Annotated in this window: 20 protein-coding genes; 14 read left to right on the top strand and 6 right to left on the bottom strand. The window is 61.5% G+C overall.

Annotated features, from left to right (window positions below; all coding sequences use genetic code 11):
- Nucleotides 1–10: 10 nt before the first annotated feature.
- From cysM to ACXR0M_RS25585, 5 genes are all read left to right on the top strand, one after another.
- Complete coding sequence (cysM, locus tag ACXR0M_RS25605) at nt 11–913, top strand: cysteine synthase CysM (RefSeq protein ID WP_458834440.1); 903 nt, start codon at nt 11–13, stop codon at nt 911–913.
- Nucleotides 913–2,289, top strand: coding sequence for a 23S rRNA (uracil(1939)-C(5))-methyltransferase RlmD (gene rlmD, locus ACXR0M_RS25600; protein ID WP_458834411.1), 1,377 nt, complete (start codon nt 913–915; stop codon nt 2,287–2,289). Before cysM ends, rlmD begins: the two co-directional genes overlap by 1 nt.
- Before the next feature lie 101 nt (nt 2,290–2,390).
- Complete coding sequence (gene relA, locus ACXR0M_RS25595; protein ID WP_458834410.1) at nt 2,391–4,634, top strand: GTP diphosphokinase; 2,244 nt, start codon at nt 2,391–2,393, stop codon at nt 4,632–4,634.
- 132 nt (nt 4,635–4,766) lie between these two features.
- Nucleotides 4,767–5,600 (top strand): nucleoside triphosphate pyrophosphohydrolase, encoded by an 834-nt coding sequence (mazG, locus tag ACXR0M_RS25590; RefSeq protein WP_458834409.1) that lies wholly within the window; start codon nt 4,767–4,769, stop codon nt 5,598–5,600.
- Nucleotides 5,601–5,625: 25 nt separating this feature from the next.
- On the top strand, nt 5,626–6,168 hold the full coding sequence (locus ACXR0M_RS25585) for a DUF2058 domain-containing protein (protein ID WP_458834408.1): 543 nt from the start codon (nt 5,626–5,628) through the stop codon (nt 6,166–6,168).
- A gap of 155 nt (nt 6,169–6,323) precedes the next feature.
- Here the strand turns inward: ACXR0M_RS25585 and ACXR0M_RS25580 are convergent, their stop codons facing one another.
- From ACXR0M_RS25580 to ACXR0M_RS25555, 6 genes are all read right to left on the bottom strand, one after another.
- Nucleotides 6,324–6,512 (bottom strand): hypothetical protein, encoded by a 189-nt coding sequence (locus tag ACXR0M_RS25580; RefSeq protein WP_458834407.1) that lies wholly within the window; start codon nt 6,510–6,512, stop codon nt 6,324–6,326.
- 419 nt (nt 6,513–6,931) lie between these two features.
- Nucleotides 6,932–8,152: a beta-ketoacyl-ACP synthase I gene (gene fabB, locus ACXR0M_RS25575; protein ID WP_007968959.1), complete on the bottom strand. Its 1,221-nt coding sequence runs from the start codon at nt 8,150–8,152 to the stop codon at nt 6,932–6,934.
- An 11-nt stretch (nt 8,153–8,163) separates the two neighbouring features.
- Nucleotides 8,164–8,679, bottom strand: a complete 516-nt coding sequence (gene fabA / locus ACXR0M_RS25570; RefSeq protein ID WP_003227150.1) for a 3-hydroxyacyl-[acyl-carrier-protein] dehydratase FabA — start codon at nt 8,677–8,679, stop codon at nt 8,164–8,166.
- A gap of 247 nt (nt 8,680–8,926) precedes the next feature.
- Entirely contained in the window at nt 8,927–10,831 is a 1,905-nt protein-coding gene (locus ACXR0M_RS25565) for a response regulator (RefSeq protein ID WP_458834406.1), read from the bottom strand.
- Nucleotides 10,828–11,760, bottom strand: coding sequence for an ABC transporter substrate-binding protein (locus ACXR0M_RS25560; RefSeq protein WP_458834405.1), 933 nt, complete (start codon nt 11,758–11,760; stop codon nt 10,828–10,830). Before ACXR0M_RS25560 ends, ACXR0M_RS25565 begins: the two co-directional genes overlap by 4 nt.
- Nucleotide 11,761: 1 nt before the next feature.
- The gene (locus ACXR0M_RS25555; RefSeq protein ID WP_458834404.1) at nt 11,762–13,885 is read right to left on the bottom strand and encodes a TonB-dependent receptor plug domain-containing protein; all 2,124 of its coding nucleotides are present in this window, start codon (nt 13,883–13,885) and stop codon (nt 11,762–11,764) included.
- Nucleotides 13,886–14,081: 196 nt separating this feature from the next.
- Between ACXR0M_RS25555 and ACXR0M_RS25550 the strand changes: the two genes are divergently transcribed.
- From ACXR0M_RS25550 to ACXR0M_RS25510, 9 genes are all read left to right on the top strand, one after another.
- On the top strand, nt 14,082–15,107 hold the full coding sequence (locus tag ACXR0M_RS25550; RefSeq protein WP_458834403.1) for an NAD(P)H-dependent glycerol-3-phosphate dehydrogenase: 1,026 nt from the start codon (nt 14,082–14,084) through the stop codon (nt 15,105–15,107).
- An 18-nt stretch (nt 15,108–15,125) separates the two neighbouring features.
- The gene (locus ACXR0M_RS25545; RefSeq protein WP_458834402.1) at nt 15,126–15,473 is read left to right on the top strand and encodes a DUF4389 domain-containing protein; all 348 of its coding nucleotides are present in this window, start codon (nt 15,126–15,128) and stop codon (nt 15,471–15,473) included.
- Entirely contained in the window at nt 15,470–15,922 is a 453-nt protein-coding gene (sixA, locus tag ACXR0M_RS25540) for a phosphohistidine phosphatase SixA (RefSeq protein WP_458834401.1), read from the top strand. The genes ACXR0M_RS25545 and sixA overlap by 4 nt, the downstream gene beginning before the upstream one ends.
- Nucleotides 15,923–16,124: 202 nt before the next feature.
- Nucleotides 16,125–17,780 carry an AMP-binding protein gene (locus ACXR0M_RS25535; RefSeq protein WP_458834400.1) on the top strand — a complete coding sequence of 552 codons (1,656 nt, stop codon included), beginning with the start codon at nt 16,125–16,127 and terminating at the stop codon, nt 17,778–17,780.
- A 31-nt stretch (nt 17,781–17,811) separates the two neighbouring features.
- Nucleotides 17,812–18,255 (top strand): hotdog fold thioesterase, encoded by a 444-nt coding sequence (locus ACXR0M_RS25530; protein WP_458834399.1) that lies wholly within the window; start codon nt 17,812–17,814, stop codon nt 18,253–18,255.
- A 297-nt stretch (nt 18,256–18,552) separates the two neighbouring features.
- Nucleotides 18,553–19,359, top strand: coding sequence for an alpha/beta fold hydrolase (locus tag ACXR0M_RS25525; RefSeq protein ID WP_458834398.1), 807 nt, complete (start codon nt 18,553–18,555; stop codon nt 19,357–19,359).
- On the top strand, nt 19,356–20,210 hold the full coding sequence (locus ACXR0M_RS25520; RefSeq protein ID WP_458834397.1) for an alpha/beta hydrolase: 855 nt from the start codon (nt 19,356–19,358) through the stop codon (nt 20,208–20,210). The genes ACXR0M_RS25525 and ACXR0M_RS25520 overlap by 4 nt, the downstream gene beginning before the upstream one ends.
- 115 nt (nt 20,211–20,325) lie before the next feature.
- Nucleotides 20,326–21,132: a DUF4892 domain-containing protein gene (locus tag ACXR0M_RS25515; protein WP_458834396.1), complete on the top strand. Its 807-nt coding sequence runs from the start codon at nt 20,326–20,328 to the stop codon at nt 21,130–21,132.
- Nucleotides 21,133–21,201: 69 nt separating this feature from the next.
- Nucleotides 21,202–22,254 carry an AI-2E family transporter gene (locus ACXR0M_RS25510; RefSeq protein ID WP_458834395.1) on the top strand — a complete coding sequence of 351 codons (1,053 nt, stop codon included), beginning with the start codon at nt 21,202–21,204 and terminating at the stop codon, nt 22,252–22,254.
- The last annotated feature ends 149 nt before the right edge of the window (nt 22,255–22,403 follow it).

Below are 22,403 nucleotides of genomic sequence, written 5' to 3'. Positions count from 1 at the left end.
CGAATACGCCATGACCCTGCAGTACCCAACCATCGCCGATTGCGTCGGCAACACTCCGCTGGTGCGTTTGCAGCGCCTGCCCGGTGCCACCAGCAACACCCTATTGCTCAAGCTCGAAGGGAACAACCCGGCGGGTTCGGTCAAGGATCGTCCGGCGCTGTCGATGATCACCCGTGCCGAACTGCGTGGGCAGATCCACGCCGGCGATACGCTGATCGAGGCGACCTCGGGCAACACCGGCATTGCGCTGGCGATGGCCGCAGCGATCAAGGGTTACAAGATGATCCTGATCATGCCGGACAACTCCAGCGCCGAGCGCAAGGCGGCGATGACCGCCTATGGCGCCGAGCTGATTCTGGTCAGTCAGGAAGAGGGTATGGAAGGCGCTCGCGATCTCGCTCAGCGCATGGAAGCCGAAGGCCGTGGCAAGGTGCTCGATCAGTTCGCCAACGGCGACAATCCGCAAGCGCACTACACCACCACCGGCCCGGAAATCTGGCGCCAGACCCAGGGCACCATTACGCATTTCGTCAGTTCGATGGGCACCACCGGCACCATCATGGGCGTTTCGCGCTACCTGAAAGAGCAGAGCGACAGCGTACAGATCGTCGGGCTGCAGCCGATGGAAGGCTCGGCCATCCCCGGTATCCGTCGCTGGCCGCAGGAATACCTGCCGAAGATCTACCAGGCCGACCGCGTCGACCGCATCGTCGATATGGCGCAAAGCGAAGCCGAGGACGTCACCCGACGTCTGGCCCGCGAAGAAGGCATCTTCTGCGGCGTGTCCTCGGGCGGGGCGGTGGCAGCGATGCTGCGCCTGTCCAAAGAAGTTGAAAACGCGGTGATCGTCGCGATCATCTGTGACCGTGGCGACCGTTACCTGTCGACCGGCATTTTCGACGCGCCGAACTGATGGCCAAGCACGAGAGAGGCCTGCGCTTCCAGCCCACCGGCGGGAGCAAGGCCGCGCAAATTCCGACCGGCAAGAAGCAGCGCCTGAACATTGAGCGCCTGGCCAATGACGGTCGCGGTATCGCGTTTTTCGAAGGCAAAACCTGGTTCGTCCTCGGCGCCCTCGCCGGTGAAGAGGTCGAGGCGCGGGTGCTGGGCGCCCACGGCAAAGTGGTCGAGGCGCGCACCGAACGCGTGTTCAAGGCCAGCGAACTGCGCCGTGCGGCTGCCTGTGCGCACGCCGGCCGCTGCGGCGGTTGCAGCGTGCAACATCTGCCCCACGACGAACAGCTCGCCCTGAAACAGCGCATGCTCGCCGAGCAGTTGTCGCGGGTTGCCGGGGTCGAACCGCAAGAATGGGCAGCACCGCTGACCGGCCCCGAATTCGGCTATCGCCGTCGTGCGCGGATCGCCGTGCGCTGGGACATGAAAGCGAAGCAACTCGAAGTCGGGTTCCGTGCCGCCGGCAGTCAGGACATCGTCGCGATCAGCGAGTGCCCGGTGCTGGTACAGCCCTTGCAGCCGATCATGAGCGGTCTGCCGCAGATGCTCCGGCGCTTGAGCAAGCCGCAGGCGCTGGGCCATGTCGAATTGTTCAGCGGATCCTCGTTGGCCGTGCTGCTGCGGCACATGGCGCCGTTGTCCGAAGCAGATCTGACGATTCTCGAGGAATTCTGCCAGTTGCATGATGCGCAACTGTGGCTGCATGGCGAAGGCCAGCCGCAACCGGTGGACGCCACGCAAGCGCTGGGCTATCGCCTGGAGCAGTGGGATCTGGAGCTGGCCTGGCGGCCGGGAGATTTCATTCAGGTCAACGCCGGGGTCAACGAAGCGATGGTTGCGCAGGCGCTGGACTGGCTGCAGCCGCGCGCCGACGAACGCGTGCTGGACCTGTTCTGCGGCCTGGGCAACTTCGCCTTGCCGCTGGCCAAAAGCGTGCGGGAAGTGGTGGCGGTGGAGGGCGTGCAGACCATGGTCGATCGCGCCGCCGCCAACGCCGCTAGTAACAATTTGCATAACACAAAGTTTTTTCAAGCCGATTTATCCCAACCTTTGACCGATGCCCAGTGGATCGGAAACGGCTTTTCTGCGGTACTCTTGGACCCACCGCGTGACGGTGCTTTCGAGGTGGTGCGCAAGCTCGCGACCCTGGGTGCCGAGCGGTTGGTGTATGTGTCGTGCAACCCGGCAACGCTGGCGCGCGATACGGTCGAATTGATCAGGCAGGGCTACCGGTTAAAACGTGCCGGGATTCTCGATATGTTTCCTCAGACGGCACATGTCGAGGCCATGGCGTTATTTGAAGCGAGCCAGGATGGCTCGTCTGAATCCGACTGATCTGTCCGCGCAGCGCTCGCTCCGGCCCCGCGAGCGCCAACGGGCAACAAGGATCAGCGATTTGACGCATTGAATCTGCGTCGTAGGGAAGGTAAAGCAAGATGGTACAGGTGAGAGCACACCAGCCGATCAACACCGACGGCAGTATCAATCTCGAGGCTTGGCTCGATCATGCGGTCAGTGTCGACCTGGCTCTGGATCGCGAAGCCTTGAAAGAAGCCTGCGAGTTCGCTCGCGAGGCCGAACAACAGTCCAACGCGCGGAAGAACCTGTGGGCCGAAGGCTCCGGCAGTTTCCGTACCGGGCTGGAAATCGCCGAGATCCTCGCCGACCTCAAGCTCGATCAGGATTCGCTGGTCGCCGCGGTCCTGTATCGCGGCGTGCGCGAGGGCCAGATCGAACTCGCGGCGGTCGGCCAGCGTTTTGGTCCGGTGGTGGCCAAGCTGATCGACGGCGTGCAGCGCATGGCGGCGATCAGTGCCAGCCTCAGCCCGCGCCAGTCGATGGTGATGGGCACCCAGGGCCAAGTGGAAAACCTGCGCAAGATGCTGGTAGCGATGGTCGACGACGTGCGCGTCGCACTGATCAAACTCGCCGAGCGCACCTGTGCGATCCGTGCGGTAAAAACCGCCGACGACGAGAAGCGCAACCGGGTGGCGCGGGAAGTCTTCGACATCTATGCGCCACTCGCGCACCGGCTCGGTATCGGTCATATCAAGTGGGAACTGGAGGACTTGTCCTTCCGTTACCTGGAACCCGATCAATACAAGCAGATCGCCAAGCTGCTCCACGAGCGGCGGCTCGACCGCGAGCGTTTCATCAGCGACGTGATGACCCAGCTCAAGGACGAATTGCAGGCCACCGGCGTCGATGCCGATATCAGCGGCCGGGCCAAACACATCTATTCGATCTGGCGCAAAATGCAGCGCAAGGGTCTGGAATTCAGCCAGATCTACGACGTGCGCGCGGTGCGCGTGCTGGTGCCGGAAATGCGCGACTGCTACACCGCGCTCGGCATCGTTCACACCCTGTGGCGGCACATCCCGAAAGAGTTCGACGACTACATCGCCAACCCGAAAGAGAACGGCTACCGCTCGCTGCACACGGCGGTGATCGGCCCTGAGGGTAAAGTGCTTGAGGTGCAGATCCGTACACACTCGATGCACGAAGAAGCCGAACTCGGCGTCTGCGCGCACTGGCGTTACAAGGGCACCGACGTCAAATCCGGTTCCAACCACTACGAAGAGAAAATCTCCTGGCTGCGTCAGGTCCTCGAGTGGCACGAAGAGCTGGGCGACATCGGTGGTCTGGCCGAACAGCTGCGGGTCGATATCGAACCGGACCGGGTCTACATTTTCACCCCCGACGGTCACGCCATTGACCTGCCGAAGGGCGCGACACCGCTGGACTTCGCCTACCGCGTGCACACCGAAATCGGGCACAACTGCCGTGGCGCGAAGATCAACGGGCGGATCGTGCCGCTCAACTACAGCCTGCAGACCGGTGAACAGGTCGAGATCATCACCAGCAAGCACGGCACCCCGAGCCGCGACTGGCTGAACCCGAACCTGGGCTACGTCACCACCTCGCGGGCGCGGGCGAAGATCGTTCACTGGTTCAAGCTGCAGGCCCGTGACCAGAACGTGGCGGCCGGTAAAACCCTGATCGAACGCGAACTCAATCGCCTCGGTCTGCCGGCGGTGGATTTCGACAAGCTGGCCGAAAAGGCCAATATGAAAACCGCCGAAGACATGTTCGCCGCTCTTGGTGCCGGCGACCTGCGTCTGGCGCAACTGGTCAACCTCGCGCAGCAACTGGTCGAGCCGGAGCGCGGCAACGAACAGTTGGAACTGATCCCGCGCAAGGCCACCGGTTACAAGCCGGGCAAGCGTGGCGACATTCAGATCCAGGGCGTCGGCAACCTGATGACGCAGATGGCCGGCTGCTGCCAGCCGCTGCCGGGCGATGCGATCGTCGGTTACATCACCCAGGGCCGTGGCGTGAGCATTCACCGCCAGGACTGCGCCTCGGTGCTGCAACTGGGCGGGCGCGAGCCGGAGCGGATCATCCAGGTCAGCTGGGGCCCGGTGCCGGTGCTCACCTACCCGGTGGATATCATCATCCGCGCTTACGACCGTTCCGGTCTGCTGCGTGACGTCTCGCAGGTGCTGCTCAACGAGCGGATCAACGTGCTGGCGGTCAACACCCGCTCGAACAAGGAGGACAACACCGCGCTGATGTCCCTGACCATCGAGATTCCGGGGCTGGACGCGCTGGGGCGCTTGCTGGGGCGGATTTCGCAGTTGCCGAACATCATCGAGACGCGGCGTAACCGTACTCCGTGAAGATGGCTTCGTTCGAATGTGGGAGCGGGCTTGCTCGCGAAGAGGGCGTGTCAGTGGATATTTACGCTGAATGACACACCGCATTCGCGAGCAAGCCCGCTCCCACATTGGTTTTGTGTAGAGGCATGACAGATGTATTCACTTGAAGACCTGCTGCACCTGATGAACCGTCTGCGCGATCCGCAGTACGGCTGCCCGTGGGACATCAAGCAAACCTACGCGACCATCGTTCCGCACACCCTCGAAGAAGCCTACGAAGTGGCCGATGCCATCGAGCGTGGCGACTTTGATCATCTGCAGGGCGAACTCGGCGATCTGTTGTTCCAGGTCGTGTATTACAGCCAGCTGGCCAAGGAAGACGGGCGCTTCGAATTTGCCGGGGTGATCGACAGCATCACCCGCAAGCTGATCCGTCGCCACCCGCACGTGTTTCCCACCGGTGATCCGTATGCGCCGCTGGACGTGCCGCGTTTGAGTGAAGAACAGGTCAAACAGCGCTGGGAGGAGATCAAGGCCGAAGAGCGCGCCGAGCATTCCGCCGCGCCCGAGCAACTGTCGCTGCTCGATGACGTGCCTGCCGCGTTGCCGGCTCTGTCGCGTTCGGCCAAGTTGCAGAAGCGCGCCGCTCAGGTCGGTTTCGACTGGCCGGAGGCGCTGCCGGTGCTGGACAAGGTGCGCGAAGAACTCGATGAAGTGCTCGAAGCGATGTCGGAAAACGATCCGCAGGCGGTGGCCGACGAGGTCGGTGATCTGCTGTTTTCCGTGGTCAACCTGGCGCGGCACCTGAAGGTCGATCCGGAAACCACGCTGCGCGGTGCCAACGCCAAGTTTGAAAGACGTTTCCGTTTTATCGAACAGGCATTGCGCGACACCGGTCGTCCCATGGAAGATTGCACCCTCGAAGAGTTGGACGCCTTGTGGGGCGAAGCCAAACGTCAGGAAAAGAATACGCCCGGCTGCGGCTGAGCCATTTGCCCAAGTGAGTGATTAGATGAGTATTTCCCTTCGCGACCAGTTGCTCAAGGCAGGGCTGGTCAACCAGAAGCAGGCCAAGCAGGTCAGCAAAGACAAGCAGAAGCAGCAGCGTCTGGCCCACAAGGGGCAGGCCGAGCTGGATGATTCGCAGCAGCGCGCGGCTCAGGAAGCCATGGCCGAGAAGGTCAAGCGCGACCAGGAGCTGAACCGTCAGCAGCAGGAGAAAGCCGAGGCCAAGGCCCGCGCCGCGCAGGTCAAGCAGTTGATCGAAGTCTCGCGTCTGCCGAAGCTGACCACCGAGGACTACTACAACTTCGTCGATGACAAGAAGGTCAAGCGCATCTCGGTCAACACGCTGATGCGCAACAAGCTCAGCAGCGGCTCGCTGGCCATCGTGCACCATGCCGGTGGTTACGAAGTGATCCCGCGTGAAGCGGCGCTGAAGATCCAGGAGCGCGACCCACAGCGCATCGTCCAGCTCAACGTGCAGACCGAGGAGGTCAGCACCGAGGACGATCCGTACGCGGCGTATGTGATCCCTGACGACCTGATGTGGTAAATCGATAAAGCCGTAACAAAGACAAATGTGGCGAGGGAGCTTGCTCCCGCTGGGGCGCGAAGCGGACCTGTTTTTCAATCGAGAACAGGGCCAGCTGCGCAGTCCAGCGGGAGCAAGCTCCCTCGCCACATGGATGTTTGCCTGGATGCTTTGAATCAGGCGGATTTCTGATCCCGTTGCTGCTCTTGCAATTCGAGTTCAGCCTTGTAGTTGTGGGCGTCGATCTCGTTGTGGAACATGCCGACCAGCAAGTCTTGTTGATGCACATCCCAGATCCGTACACCAGCGGCTACGCCTTCATGGGACATGTGTGAATCGTCGCGTTCAGTCACTTTTACAGTCATCTGCTTGGCTCCAAATCTCAAGTTATCTGCAGCAAGGCGTGTGCAGGACTCTTTTATATGATCTGTTAGCTTGCTAAGTAAACGGCTTGTTTGCGCAAGGTGTTGTTGCGTTTTCTGCAACAGTGCTGCAGCCCGCGAAATCCGCGACATTCGGTCGCAGGGCGGTTGGTTGCATGACAGAAGTTTCATTTTCAAACGCACCGCTAGCCGCTGTTGGTCGTTCCCACGCTCCGCGTGGGAACGATCAATCTCCCTGTAGGAGCTGCCGCAGGCTGCGATCTTTTGATCTTGTTTTTAAAAAATCAAAGTCAAAAGATCGCAGCCTGCGGCAGCTCCTACAGGGGTTATGTTTGTGCAGGCCAAAAAAAAACGCCCCGAACCAGTCGGGGCGTTTTCATGTGCGGCTCAGCGGGCGGGAATTACTTGCCTTCCCAGCGCTTCAGCACCAGCGTGGCGTTGGTGCCGCCAAAACCGAAGCTGTTGCTCATCACGGTGTTGATAGTGGCGTTCTCGCGGGTCTTGGTCAGCACCGGCAGATCGGCCACTTCAGGGTCCAGTTCGTCGATGTTGGCGGAACCGGCAATGAAGTTGCCTTCCATCATCAGCATGCAGTAGATCGCTTCGTGCACGCCGGCGGCGCCCAGGGAGTGACCGGACAGGCTCTTGGTCGAGCTGATCGCTGGAGCCTTGTCGCCGAACACTTCACGCACACCTTTCATTTCCGCAACGTCGCCGACCGGAGTCGAGGTGCCGTGGGTGTTCAGGTAGTCGATCGGGGTGTCGACGGTAGACATTGCCATCTGCATGCAGCGGATCGCGCCTTCGCCGCTCGGGGCAACCATGTCGTAGCCATCGGACGTTGCACCGTAGCCAACGATTTCGGCGTAGATCTTGGCGCCACGGGCCAGTGCGTGTTCCAGCTCTTCAACCACGACCATGCCGCCACCGCCAGCGATGACAAAACCGTCACGGTCGGCGTCATAGGCGCGGGAGGCTTGTTCCGGAGTGTCGTTGCGCTTGCTGGACAGAGCGCCCATGGCGTCGAACAGGAACGACTGGCTCCAGTGCTCTTCTTCACCGCCACCGGCGAAGACGATGTCCTGCTTGCCCATCTGGATCTGTTCCATGGCGGTACCGATGCAGTGAGCACTGGTGGCGCAGGCAGAAGCGATGGAGTAGTTCAGGCCCTTGATCTTGAACGGAGTGGCCAGGCACGCGGAAACGGTGCTGCTCATGGTCCGCGTGACGCGGTAAGGGCCAACGCGCTTCACGCCTTTCTCGCGCAGGATGTCCAGCGCTTCCATCTGGTTCAGGGTCGAGGCGCCGCCCGAGCCGGCGATCAGGCCGGTACGCGGGTTGGACACTTGCTCTTCGGTCAGGCCGGAGTCAGTGATGGCGTCTTTCATGGCCAGGTAGGCGTAAGCTGCCGCGTGGCCGACGAAACGATAGATCTTGCGATCGATCAGTTCTTCAAGGTTGAGGTCGATGGAGCCGGAAACCTGGCTACGCAGACCCATTTCAGCATATTCCGGGTTGAACCGGATGCCAGGGCGGCTTGCACGCAGGTTAGCGGAGACGGTCTCTTTGTCATTGCCCAGGCACGAAACAATGCCCAGACCAGTGATAACGACGCGGCGCATGCGAATAACCCTTAGAAGTTGTCAGTGGAGGTGAACACGCCGACGCGAAGGCCTTCGGCGGTGTAGATTTCGCGACCGTCGACAGTCACCGAACCATCGGCGATGGCCAGGTTCAGCTTGCCCTTGAGGACGCGTTTGATATGAATGTTGTAGGTGACTTTCTTGGCGGTCGGCAGGACCTGGCCGAAGAATTTCACTTCGCCCGAACCCAGTGCACGGCCACGGCCCGGCAGACCTTGCCAGCCCAGGAAGAAGCCGACCAGTTGCCACATGGCGTCCAGACCGAGGCAGCCCGGCATTACCGGATCGCCTTCGAAGTGGCAGGCGAAGAACCACAGGTCAGGGTTGATATCCAGCTCGGCGACCAATTCACCTTTGCCGTACTTGCCGCCTTCTTCGCTGATCAGGGTGATGCGATCAACCATCAGCATGTTCGGGGCGGGCAATTGCGCGTTACCTGGGCCGAACAGCTCACCGCGACTGCAGCGCAGCAGATCTTCCCGGGTAAAGGCGTTTTGTTTGGTCATGCGAGCTCCTCAATAATCCCATGCGGCAGGTGGGGCAAATCTTCCCGGCCGATCGACGCGTTCATGCCTCGTACCGGCAGCCTACTCATAGACTATTGCGTTGTGGTGAAAGTCACAGCACCAAGGACATGAATGTACACTTGTGCACTGAAATTTTTATTCAAGCCTCTTTTGAGGCGTGTTCGGGTGCCTAAGACTGCCGCACTTTCGCTTTTCATGCCAGTCGCAGATGGTCGAAAAACTGTCACTACTGGACCCAGCGCTGCAGAATCTGTTGTAGGTCGTTGCGTTTGAACGGCTTCGCCAGATAATCGTTCATTCCCGCTGACAGGCAGGTTTCGCGATCCCCCTGCAAGGCGTTGGCGGTCAGCGCAATGATCGGCACGTCGCCACGACCTGGCAACTGGCGGATCTGCCGGGTCGCCTCGTAACCGTCGATGACCGGCAGACGACAGTCCATCAGAATCACTTCGTAATCATTGCCCTCGGCGCTGCGCACCGCTTGCGCGCCATCGGTGGCGACGCCGACGGTAAAACCCAGGCTGCGCAGCATCGCTTCGATGACCGTCTGGTTGACCGGGTTGTCCTCGACCAGCAACACCTTGCGCCCCTCGCCATAGCCATTGCCGTTGACCGCGCGCGGTGCCACCAGTGGCGGCGCTGTCTGCTTATATAAGGCCAGCGGGATTTCCAGGGTGAACACCGAGCCCAGGCCTTCTTCACTTTGTGCCCGCAGCGTGCCGCCCATGCGTTCGGCCAGGGTGCGGGCGATCGGCAAACCGAGGCCGGTGCCGCCGTAGCGCCGGGAGATCGAACTGTCGGCCTGCTGGAAGGCGTTGAACATCAGCTCCAGACTCTCCGACGAAATGCCGATGCCGCTGTCGCGCACCGAGCAGGTGAACCAGAGTAATTCGTGATCCAGCGGCTGCCACTGCGCTTCGATGCTGACGCGGCCGCGCTCGGTGAACTTCAAGGCATTGCCCACCAGGTTGACCAGAATCTGCCGGATCCGTGTCGGATCGCCCTGCACCTGCAAGTCGCGCAGGTCCTCGGGAATCCTCAGGTTCAACTCAAGACCACGCTGCAGCGCACTGTGCTGGAACGACTGTGCACAAGCGCCAATCAGGTCGGCGAGGTTGAACGGAATGTGCTCCAGTTCCAGCTCCGAACGTTCGATCCGCGAGAAGTCGAGAATATCGTTGATGACTTTCAGCAGATGCTCGGTGGACTCGGAGGCGAGTGCGGCGTACTCGACCTGCTCCTCGGTCATGTCCGTGGTTTCCAGCAATTGCAGCATGCCCAATACGCCGTTCATGGGCGTGCGCAGCTCGTGGCTCATCATCGCGAGAAAGTCGGATTTGGCGTTGTTGGCCTTTTCTGCTTCCTCACGGGTCTGGATCAGTTGCGCCATCGCCTGATGCTGTTCGCGGCTGGCCTGCTCCAAAGCGTGGGCGAGATTGTTGATGTGCTGCGACAGCGCGCCGAGTTCGGTGTCATCAACGATCGGCAGCGGGATCTTGTAATCACCCTGTTGAATCGCCTTGACCGCGTTGCCGATGTCGCGGATCGGCGCCGACAGGCTGCCGGCCAGACGCCGCGCGAGGACAAAGGTGAAGAGCAGGGCGAACAGCGCCAGAATTCCCGCCTTGAACAGAATTTCCTGCTGGCGCTGACTGAAGGCGTCGTTGGACAGACCGACGATCACCCGCCCCAGATAATCCTCGCTGGTCACGTGGTTGCTGGCTTTTGCGTCATGGAAAAAATCGCTGTTGAGGGCGATCCGTTGCAGGCGCACCGGGGCCTGGAACACCTCGACCTGATGCGGTCGGTTATGCGCATCGGCGGGCTGTTCCACGTAAGCCAGAATCCGGTTGGCGCTGTCCTGCACTTCGATAAAACGCACGTTCGGCGTGGCCAGGGTCGCCTTGAGCAGGCTTTCGAGCACTTCGTTGTTGCCGGAGATCACCCCATATTCGGTGGCCGGGGCCAGTTGATTGGCGATCAGTTGCCCGGTGTGATTGAGCTCCTGACGCAAATCCTGAATCCGCACGAAGGTAAAGAAGCTGATCAGCAACAGCGTCAGCAGCAGTGCCGGGCCCAGGCTGATCAGTTGCGTGCGGGTATTGATATCCCAGCGGCGACGCAGATTCATGGGTGGCTTTCTCCTTCAGCCAACTGGCGGGCAACAGTCGTTCCATTGATTGGCTCGATACCCAGGGAACGAGCGACCTGCGCATTAGTTGAAACTTTAAAGCGTTGCGGATAGAGCGTTCGTGGCCACAAGGCCGGGGGCCGATCGAGCAATTCGTCGAGGATCGCCAGCCAGTCGGACTGGTCGCTGTAAGTGCTGGCCAGGCTGCCGGCGCGGACAAACGCCGCGTTGGGCCCGATCAGGGCGGTCTGCCGAGAGTAACTGCTGAGCAACAGATTTTTCGCGGTTTTCGGGTTGTACAGGTCGGGGTCGTCGAGGCCGAGCAACACATCGCTGTTTCTCAGGACTGTCTGCAACGGACGGCTGTCCTGAGTGTTGTCCCAGCGTTGACTGACGATTTGCAGGTCCAATGGCGCGGCGGCCAGTTGCAGCTCCTTGAGCAGGAATTCGCTGTGTTGGTCGAACAGCACGCCGACGCGCTGCGCCTGCGGCAGAATCCGCCGAATCAGTTGCAGTTGCCGCGCCAACGGTGGATCGCTCCACAACAGACTCAAGTGCGGCGGTTGCGCGCCAGCCAGGCGCTGCCGGGCTTGCAGGCGGCTGATGCGCAACACCAGCGTCGCCGGTCCCTGCGGCTCTTTGAGGCGCCAATCGAGGCTGGGCAGGTCGAGCAGAATCATCCGCAGATTGCTCGGTAATTTGCCCGGTGTCGGCAGGCTGGCCAGTGGCTGGAAGCGCACGTTATCGGTGGGGCGCAGCTCGCTAAGGGCCTGGACGAACGCCTGCACTCCAGGGCTTTCTTCAGCGCCGGTCAACAGAATGTCGGCGGCTTGCACCGCCACGCCGTGCAGCCACGCGGTCAAAAACAGACAGGCACCGGCCAGCCAGTGGCCAAGGGTTGGCGCCTTGTTTGCCTTCGCGTAGCGCACCCTAGAACTCCAGCTCGGCGCTGAAGTACATCACCCGGCGTTCGTCGTAATTGTTATCGACGAAAGTGGTTGGCTCGTTGTCGAGCCGCTGTTGCAGCACGCCGGCCAATTGCAACTGGGCCTTGCCCAGAGAGATGCGTTTGGCGATGCGCGTGTCGACCCGTTTGAAACGGTAACCGTTGAGCGCATTGTCGCCGTAATAGAAGAGGGCGCTGTTCCAGCCATGGCCCCAGTCGCGCAGCCAACCGGCGGAGCCGCTGTTGCGCGAGGTGAATTGCTGATCCTGCGGATTGCTCGCCTCGGCGTCGACGAAGGCGTAGGTCAAGCGCAGGCGATCGATCAGGCTCACGCGCCAGTCGAGCTGGGTTTCAGTGCCGCGAAAGCGCGAGCTGTTGGCATTGCTGGCGATGTACTGGTTGTTGCGCAGCGGCTCGCTGATCATCCCGGTGATCTCGTCGTAGAACAGCTTCACATCGAGCGCCAGCCCGAGTTCGGCGAAATAGCCGTTGTAGCCCAGCTCGCGCGAGCGCATGTGTTCCTGATCGAGATCGCCCGGGCCGCGGGTCTTGACGAAGTAGCGCGCCGAGGACTGACCGTAGGCCGAGGGCCGCAGGTTGCTCACCTGATAGCTCCAGTTGACGTTGTTCTCGAACATGTCCGGCGAGCGGATCGCCTCCGAGTACACCGCGCGCAGGCCATGGCGCGGGTTGATCAGGTAGTTGACTGCGAAACGCGGCGTCAGCGAGCTGCCGATCAATTGGGTGTTCTCGAACATTGCGCCACCCTGCAACAGCCAGTGTTCGCTGGCGCGCCACTCGAGCTGGCCGAACGCCCGCCAGGTGGTGTCGTCCAGCGTGCCGTTGAAGTAAGTCTCGGAATCGGCCCGGTCGTAACGATAGTTCATGCCGCTGACCAGTCGCAGACTGTCGGACAGGCTGAGGGTGTCCTGCAATTCCAGATCGTAACGCGACTCGCGGGCGCTCTGGTCGATGTCGCCGCACAGCGTCTGACTGGCACCGTTGCGCCACTGGTCCAGCACCTGATTGGCCAGGGCCATTTCCTGCGGGGTACCGGTTTCCGGACCGGGGCCGGTGAAACGGGTGATGTTGCGCGCCAGGCGTTCGGTGTAATTCGGGTTGAGCTGCCACAGTTGCGTCAGCTGCGGGCTGAACGACACTTCGGCGTCGCAAGCGCGCCACACCTGCTGACGATCCCAGTGCTGGGCCGAACCTTGTACATAAAGGCTGTGTTGCGGATTGATGTCGAGATTCCAGCGCACCGAGCCGGCGTAATCCTTGGCGACCACGTCGGAACTGTTCCCGGCAGCGGTAATCCCCGAGAACACTGGGCGGTAGGTATAAGGTCGCTGATTGCTGCCGTCCTTGGCGTTGACCTGCCAGTCGAGGCTCTGGTTGTCGCTCAACGTCTGGCTGACGGCGAGGCTGAAGCGGTTCAAGCGGCGGCTGTCGCGATAATCGCCGCCGTTGCGGTCGCTGTCGAAGCCATCGTCCTCCTGACCAGACAGCGACAGACGCAAATCGCCTCCATCCCAGCCGGTGCCCTGGCTGGCGTAGAAGTCATTGATGCCGCGCTGGCCACGCGTGTACTTCAGGCGTGTGCCGTGGCTGTCCGCCGGGTTGCGGGTGATGATGTTGACCACCGCCATTAGTGCGTTGGCGCCGTAGCTGACGGTGTTCGGGCCACGAAAAACCTCGATCCGCTCGACGTCTTCCATGGCCACCGGAATATCGCTCCAGTCCACCGTGGCAAGGCCGGCGCGGTACACCGAACGGCCATCGATCAGCACCTGCATGCGCCGCGCCTCACTGGCATTGGTCCCGTGATAATTGACTGCCGCCTGATTGCCGTTGATGTTGCCGACCATCATCCCTGGTACCAGGCGCAGCAGTTCGCTGATGTCGCGGGCACCGCTGGCGTTGATCAGTTCGCTGTCGAGTACGCTCATGCTCCCCGGCACTTCCGCCGCAGTCTGTTTCAGGCGCGTGGCCGTCAGCACCTGCGGCAGCGTTTCGCTGTCGACAAACAGGTCGTCCGCCTGCGACACCGGGCTCAATAGTAGCGCCAGCAGCAGGGACGAACGCGATGGGGAAGAGCCAAAGGACACGGCACAGCCTTGAACACAGAGAATTGGCGCGCATGTTAACCGAGGGCCGCGACTTTTCCAGTCGCGATGCGGGCATTTTCCTCGGTTTTATTGGCCTTCTTCCGACAAGTGCCGGTAATTGACGCAGGGGCTGGCTGCGCCCCGGTCGCCCCGTATAATGCCGGCATCGCCACTGGTATGGATTAACGGATTGCATATGACTGAACAGCGCCCGATTGCGGTCCTGGGAGGCGGAAGTTTTGGTACCGCCGTGGCCAATCTGCTGGCCGGGAACGGCCATCAAGTCCGGCAATGGATGCGTGACCCCGAGCAGGCCGAGGCCATCCGGGTCAATCGCGAGAACCCGCGCTACCTCAAGGGCATCAAGATTCTGCCGGGGGTGACCGCCGTCACTGACCTGCAGGCCACCCTCGACGCCTGCGACCTGTGCTTCGTCGCGCTGCCCTCGAGCGCCCTGCGCACGGTGCTTGCCGCGCATGCCGAGCGCCTGCGCGGCAAGATGCTGGTCAGCCTGACCAAGGGCATCGAAGCGCAGACCTTCAAGCTGATGAGCCAGATCCTCGAAGAGATCGCCCCGCAGGCGCGCATCGGCGTGCTGTCCGGGCCGAACCTGGCGCGCGAGATCGCCGAACATGCGCTGACCGCCACCGTGGTCGCCAGTGAAGACGAAGACCTGTGCAAGCAGGTGCAGGCGGCGTTGCATGGCCGCACTTTCCGCGTCTACGCCAGTGCCGACCGCTTTGGCGTGGAACTGGGTGGCGCGTTGAAAAACGTTTACGCGATCATCGCCGGCATGGCGGTAGCGCTGGAGATGGGCGAGAACACCAAGAGCATGCTGATCACCCGCGCCTTGGCCGAGATGACCCGCTTTGCGGTGAATCAGGGCGCCAACCCGATGACCTTCCTCGGTCTGGCCGGGGTCGGTGATTTGATGGTCACCTGTTCGTCGCCAAAAAGCCGTAATTATCAGGTCGGGTTTGCCCTCGGCCAGGGCTTGAGCCTGGATGAAGCAGTGTCGCGTCTGGGCGAAGTCGCCGAAGGCGTGAACACCCTGAAAGTGCTCAAGGCCAAGTCCCAGGAGGCGGGCGTGTACATGCCGCTGGTCGCCGGGCTGCACGCGATTCTGTTCGAGGGACGCACGCTGGAACAGGTGATCGGTCTACTGATGCGGGCCGAGCCGAAAACCGACGTCGACTTTATTTCCACCAGCGGTTTCAACTGATTCAACAGGAAGCGAGCCATGAACGATCCGAAAACCGAAGCCAAGTACGAATCCATTCTCCTGCGGGTGTTGTGGATGATCGTCTACGTGCTGGTCTGGCAAGTGGCGCAGTTCATCCTCGGCGCGCTGGTGCTGGTGCAACTGATCTATCGTCTGATTTACGGCGCGCCGAGCGCCAGCCTGATGAATTTCGGCGACAGCCTCAGCCAGTTTCTCGCGCAGATCGGCCGCTTCGGCAGCTTCCACAGCGACCAGAAACCCTGGCCGTTCGCCGACTGGCCGACCCCGCGTACCCCGGAAGGCGAAGCGCCGCACGCCGTGCCGCCAGCCCCGCATCCGGTTCGCGATGAGGAACCCAAGCTATGAAACTCTGGGTATTGCGTCACGGTGAAGCGGTGCCTTATGGCTCGTGCCCCGACTCCGAGCGGGCACTGACCGAACACGGACGCGAGGAAGCCTTGCGCAGCGCCAACCGCTTGGTCGGCCAGCCTCTGACGGCGATCTACGCCAGTCCTTATCTGCGTGCGCAACAGACCGCGCAGATCGTGCGCGAGGCGTTGGGGTTCGAGCCGGAGATTCGCACCGTTGACTGGCTGACCCCGGAGACCGATCCGGACAAGGTCACCGATCAATTGGTCTCGGTGAGCAATGCGCTGCTGGTCAGCCATAACCCGCTGGTAGGCAATCTGCTGAGCTATCTGCAGCATGGCGCCGGGTATCCGCCGGAAAGGGTCGACACTGCGGGATTGGCCGAGCTGGAGAGTCCTGAGCTGTTGATTGGCTCTATGAAACTCAACAGCCTCAAGCACCCTTGACGCTGATCCCTTGTGGGAGCGGGCTTGCTCGCGAATGCGGTGTATCAGTGACATTTACAGTGGCTGACACAGCGCATTCGCGAGCAAGCCCGCTCCCACAGGTGACCTCATTGTCAGTTGAAATTATTTGTTTGAAAAATCCAACCAAGCACTTGCTTGGTTGACTACGCTTGCTCCAGACCAAAAAACAGGAGCGAGTCGCATGCCTGCCGCCTTCCGTTTGCCGCTGGACGTTTTTTACCAACGTGAGGCGCGCCACCCGCGCCAGCGTTTTCTCGTGCAGCCCAGCGGCGGCGGACAGGTCGAGACCCTGAGCTGGGGCGAAGTCGGTCATCAGGCCCGTTGCGCGGCAAACTGGCTACGCGCCCGGGAATTGCCGCAGGGCAGCCACATCGCGCTGATCTCGAAAAACTGCGCGCACTGGATCATTGCCGATCTGGCGATCTGGATGGCCGGGCATGTGTCGGTGCCGCTGTATCCCAACCTCACCGCCGACTCGGTGAATCAGGTCCTCACCCATTCGGAAAGCGCGCTGGCGTTTATCGGTAAACTCGATGACTGGCCCGGGATGTCCCAAGGCATTCCGCCGGGGCTGCCGACCATCAGCCTGCCGCTGCATCCGCCCGGCGCGTTCGCTTTCAGTTGGGACGACCTGCAGCAGAGCTCACCGATTCAGGACGATCCGCGTCCCGCAGGCGAGCAACTGGCAACCATCATCTACACCTCCGGCACCACCGGGCTGCCCAAGGGCGTGATGCACAGCTTCGCCAATCTCGGGTTTGCCGCGACCCACGGCACGCAGTTGTTCGGTCTCAACGAGAACGATCGACTGCTGTCGTACCTGCCTTTGTGCCACGTCGCCGAACGGATGTTCGTCGAACTGGCGTCGATCTATACCGGGCAAACCGTGTTCTTTGCCGAAAGCCTCGACACCTTCATCACCGATCTGCAGCGGGCGCGGCCCACGGCAATGTTCGGCGTGCCGCGCATCTGGATCAAATTCCAGATGGGCGTGTACGGCAAGATTCCGGCCAAGCGTCTGGATTTCCTTTTGGGCCTGCCGTGGGTCGGCAAGCGCGTCGGGCACAAAGTGTTGGCCGGGCTGGGGCTGGATGCCTTGCGTGTCGCCTTGTCCGGCGCGGCGCCAGTGCCGCAAACCTTGCTCGGCTGGTATCAGAAGCTCGGCCTCGAAGTGCTGGAGGTCTATGGCATGACCGAGAGTTGCGGTTATTCGCACATCTGTCTGCCCGGCCAATATAAACAAGGCTGGATCGGCAAACCGTGCCCGCAGGTCGAGGTACGGATCGACGAGTCCGGCGAGGTGCAGGTGCGCAGTCAGGCGAACATGCTCGGTTATTTCAAGGAGCCGCAGAAAACCGCCGAAACCCTGACCGAGGATGGTTTCCTGCGCACCGGCGACAAGGGCGAACAGGATGCCGAAGGGCGCTTGCGTCTGACCGGACGGCTCAAGGAAATCTTCAAGACCAGCAAAGGCAAATACGTGGCCCCGGCGCCGATTGAAAACCGTCTGGCGGTGCATTCGCGGATCGAGCAGGTGTGTGTCGTCGGCGATGGCCTGAGCGCGCCGCTGGGCTTGTGCGTGCTGTCGACGGTCAATCAGGACGAGGGTCGGGCGAGTCTGCATTCGAGCCTGGAAAAACTCCTCGAAGAGGTCAACGCCGCACTCGACAAACATGAGCGGCTGCGGCGGCTGGTGGTGGTCAAGGACAACTGGGCGGTGGAAAACGGCTTTCTCACGCCGACGTTGAAGATCAAGCGCAACGTCATCGAAGACACCTACGGCGCACGCTTTGAAGAATGGAGCGCGCGCAGCGAGGCGGTGCTGTGGCAGGATTGACGGACGATCAAAACAATAAAGGAAGCCGGCGATGAGCTTGTGGCGCACCACTCCGAACATCGAGCAGTTGAACGCAATCCAGAAAAACACCATCGGTGAAGTGCTGGATATCCGCTTTGAGTCCTTCGACGAAGAGTCGTTGACGGCAAGCATGGTCGTCGACCACCGCACCCACCAGCCTTACGGCCTGCTGCATGGCGGCGCGTCGGTGGTGCTGGCGGAAACCGTCGGTTCGATGGCCAGTTACCTGTGCATCGATGCCAGCAAGTTCTATTGCGTAGGGCTGGAGATCAACGCCAACCATTTGCGCGGTTTGCGCAGCGGGCGGGTGACGGCGGTGGCCAAACCGATCCATATTGGCCGCACCACGCATGTGTGGGATATCCGTTTGACCAGCGACGAAGGCAAGGCGAGTTGCGTGTCGCGCCTGACCATGGCTGTGGTGCCGCTTGGCGAGCAGCCGCCGGCACGTTGATGTCGAAAAAGCCCCTCACCCTAGCCCTCTCCCCGAGGGAGAGGGGACTGACCGAGTGGTTATTCGAAGTACATCGACCTGAGATACCGAGTCGAATAAAGATTCGGAAAAGCATGGAGATCTGCTCCCTTTCCCCTCGCCCCCAGGGGGAGAGGGCTGGGGTGAGGGGGTAGCGATCCGACTGACTCACCATAGCCCTGACCGGACTGTCATCATTCCTGGCAGTTACGGTCATTGCTGTAAGGCGCAGTCTTACGGACAATCAACGCCACGTTTCCCGCTCATGGATTTACCGGTATGTCGCAACCGATCTTTTTCGCCCACGCCAACGGGTTTCCTTCGGGCACCTATGGCAAGTTGTTCGCGGCGCTGGCGCCCGAGTATCGGGTTACGCATCTGGAGCAGCACGCCCATGACCCGCGTTTCCCGGCGGACGACAACTGGTACAACCTGGTCGATGAACTGATCCACCATTTGCAGCAGCAGGATCAACCGGTGTGGGGCGTCGGCCATTCCTTTGGCGGCGTATTGCACCTGCACGCAGCCCTGCGTTGTCCTGAGCTGTATCGCGGCGTGGTGATGCTCGATTCGCCGGTGCTGACCCGCACCGATCAATGGGTGATCCGCGCGGCCAAGCGCTTCGGCTTCATCGACAAGTTGACGCCTGCCGGTCGCACTCTCGGCCGTCGCGAAGAGTTTGCCGACCTCGACAGTGCGCGCCGTTATTTTGCCGGCAAGAGCCTGTTTCGCGGTTTCGATCCGGAGTGCTTCGACGCTTACCTGCAACATGGCTTGCACAAAGTCGGCGACACGTTGCGTCTGCGCTTCGACCCGGCCACCGAAATCAGCATCTATCGCGGCGTGCCGCACACCAGTCCAGGCCGCACGCGACAACTGAAAGTGCCGCTGGCGGTGGTGCGCGGGCACAAGAGCCGCGTGGTGATGCGTCATCACAGCAGTTACGTGTCGCGACTGCCGCAGGGTGAATTGTTGAGCATGCCCGGCGGGCACATGTTTCCTCTGGAGCGTCCGCAAGACACGGCGCGGCTGTTGAAGAATCTGTTCAGCCGCTGGGAAAGCCGTCAGGACAAGGATTGCGCATGAGCCCGACCTTCGAAGAGGTGCGCTTGAGCCTGCCGCATATCGAACTGGCGGCGCATTTGTTCGGTCCCGAGGACGGTCTGCCAGTGATCGCGCTGCATGGCTGGCTCGATAATGCCAACAGCTTCGCGCGGCTGGCACCCAGGCTCAAAGGCCTGCGCATCATTGCTCTGGACATGGCCGGGCACGGTCACTCCGGGCATCGTCCGAATGGCGCCGGGTATGCGCTATGGGATTACGCTCATGATGTGCTGCAGGTCGCCGAGCAACTGGGCTGGAAGCGCTTCGGTCTGCTCGGGCATTCGATGGGCGCGATCGTTTCGCTGGTGCTGGCCGGTTCGTTGCCGGAGCGCATCAGCCATCTGGCACTGATCGACGGAGTGATTCCGCCTACAGACAAAGGCGAAAATGCGGCCGAGCGCATGGGCATGGCCTTGCAGGCGCAACTGGGCCTGCGCGACAAGCGCAAACCGGTTTACACCAACCTTGATCGCGCCATCGAAGCGCGGATGAAAGGCCTGGTGGCGGTCAGTCGCGAAGCTGCCGAACTGCTGGCGCAACGCGGCTTGATGCCGGTGCCCGGTGGTTATACATGGCGCACCGACAATCGCCTGACCTTGCCATCACCGCTGCGCCTGACCCAGGAGCAGGCCATGGCGTTCGTTCAGCGCATCAGTTGCCCGGCGCACCTGGTGGTGGCGGCCGACGGCATGCTGGCCAAGCATCCTGAGTTGCTGCAGCGTCTACCCTTTAGCCAGGAACAGCTGGCGGGCGGGCACCATTTGCACCTGAACGATGAGTCCGGTGCCGACCTTGTCGCAGACTGTTTCAATCGCTTCTTCGCCATTCCTTGACTTGCACCGGGCAACTGTCGAGGCTGGGCGGGTTGAAATGGGAGACAACCACGATGGATTGCTATACCGCTGCGACCCCGACCCGCCAAGCCCTGCCGATCCAATGAGCCTGACCATGCGCACTCTCAGTCTGTTGGCACTGTGCTGGGTCAGTCCCGTGCTTTTCGCCGCCGATGTGCCGGGCAGTCAGGATCTGCCGATCGTGCCGCGTCTGGCCGATGCGCAGATCGTCGACTATCGCCCTGCGGTGGAGCAGGAGCGCATCTATCCCATGGGCTCGATCCGCAAGATCAGCGGGCAGTTGCGCTTCGACGGCCAGGTCACCGCGCGCGGCCAGCGCACCTCGGTAACCTACGAGTTGCCACCGGAACACGCCGCCACCGAAGCCTTCACCATTGCCCGCGAAGCCCTGCAGAAACAGGGCGCCGAGCTGCTGTTCTGGTGTCAGGCTCGTGACTGCGGCGAAAGCAGCCTGTGGGCCAACGAGGTGTTCGGCAATTCCCAGCTGTACGGCGCCGACGAGCAGCAGGCCTATCTGCTGTTGCGCCTGGCGGCACCGCAGGACAACACTCTGGTGGCGCTCTACAGCATCACCCGAGGCAATCGCAAAGCCTACCTGCATGTCGAGCAGTTCGAGGCGAGCGCGCCACTGGGCGAGCTGCTGCCGACCTCGGCCACGCTGTTGCGCCAGCTCAAGAGCACGGGTGAGCTGGATCTGCCGAAACTGGCGGGCGATCCGGATGACACCTGGCTACGCCTGATTTCTCGTGGCCTGAATCTCGACACCACCCAGCGCGTGACAATTTCCGGGCCGAAGGCCGAGGCCTGGCGTCAGGCGCTGATCGCTCAAGGCGTGCGTGCGGCGCGGATGGAAGCGGGGAGCGCCGACAGCGCGGGGCTGCGCATCGATCTGCTGCGATAAGCTGTAGCGGGCGAGCATGCCTGGCATGTTCGCCTACTCTATGACGGACTGACTTTTTCGAGACCTTACATGCTCAATAATGATCGGCTGTTGGTGCAAATCCTTCTGCTGGTGCTGTTTGGCGCCAGCCTGTGGGTGATGGCGCCGTTCTGGTCGGCGCTGTTCTGGGGCGCGGTGCTGGCGTTCGCCAGTTGGCCGTTGATGGTGCTGCTGACCCGCTGGCTCAATGGCCGTGAGTCCCTCGCCGCGGCTATCTTGACCCTGGGCTGGATGTTGCTGGTGGCGGCACCTCTGGTATGGCTGGGGTTCAACCTGGCCGATCATGTGCGCGATGCCACGGCGTTCATCAAGGATGTGCAGGTCGACGGTTTGCCGGAGGCGCCGGTCTGGCTGGGCACGGTGCCGCTGGTGGGGGAACGGCTGGTCGGGGTCTGGAACAGCATTGATCAGCAGGGCGCGGCACTGATGGTGTCGATCAAGCCGTACCTGGGGCAGGTCGGCAACTGGTTGCTGGCGCGCAGTGCGCAGATCGGCGGCGGGATTCTCGAGCTGACCCTGAGCATTGTTTTCGTATTCTTTTTCTACCGTGACGGGCCACGGCTGGCGGCGTTCGTGCACAGTCTGCTGCAGCGGCTGATCGGCGAGCGGGCCGGCTATTACATCGAGCTGGTGGCCGGCACCGTGCAGCGGGTGGTCAACGGGGTGATCGGTACCGCAGCGGCACAGGCGATTCTGGCGTTGATCGGCTTCCTGATTGCCGGGGTTCCGGGGGCGTTGGTACTGGGGATCGTGACCTTTCTGCTGAGTCTGATTCCGATGGGGCCGCCGCTGGTGTGGATTCCGGCCACGGCCTGGCTGGCCTGGAAAGGTGAGTATGGGATGGCGGTGTTTCTCGGGATCTGGGGGACGTTCATCATCAGTGGCGTGGATAACGTGTTGAAGCCTTATTTGATCAGTCGTGGCGGCAATCTGCCGTTGGTGATTGTGTTGCTTGGGGTGTTTGGCGGGTTGATTGCGTTCGGGTTTATCGGGTTGTTTATCGGGCCTACGTTGTTGGCGGTGGCTTATAGTTTGTTGACGGATTGGAGCCAGAGTCAGGGTCGGGTTGAGGATCGGCGGTGACGCGTTGACTTGGCGGCCTTTGGGCCGACCAGGTTCTTGGTTTGATCGTGTGAATATCCGTTTCTTCGGGTGCTGCGGCTGGCGGTTTCGCCTGACGGCGACTCACTTTTTTTACAAACGCCTAAAAAAAGTAAGCAAAAAAACGCTTG

It is taken from the genome of Pseudomonas sp. Eth.TT006, assembly GCF_054456575.1.
The sequence above is the reverse complement of the archived record's forward strand: the minus strand, read 5'-3'. Positions and strand labels throughout refer to the sequence as shown.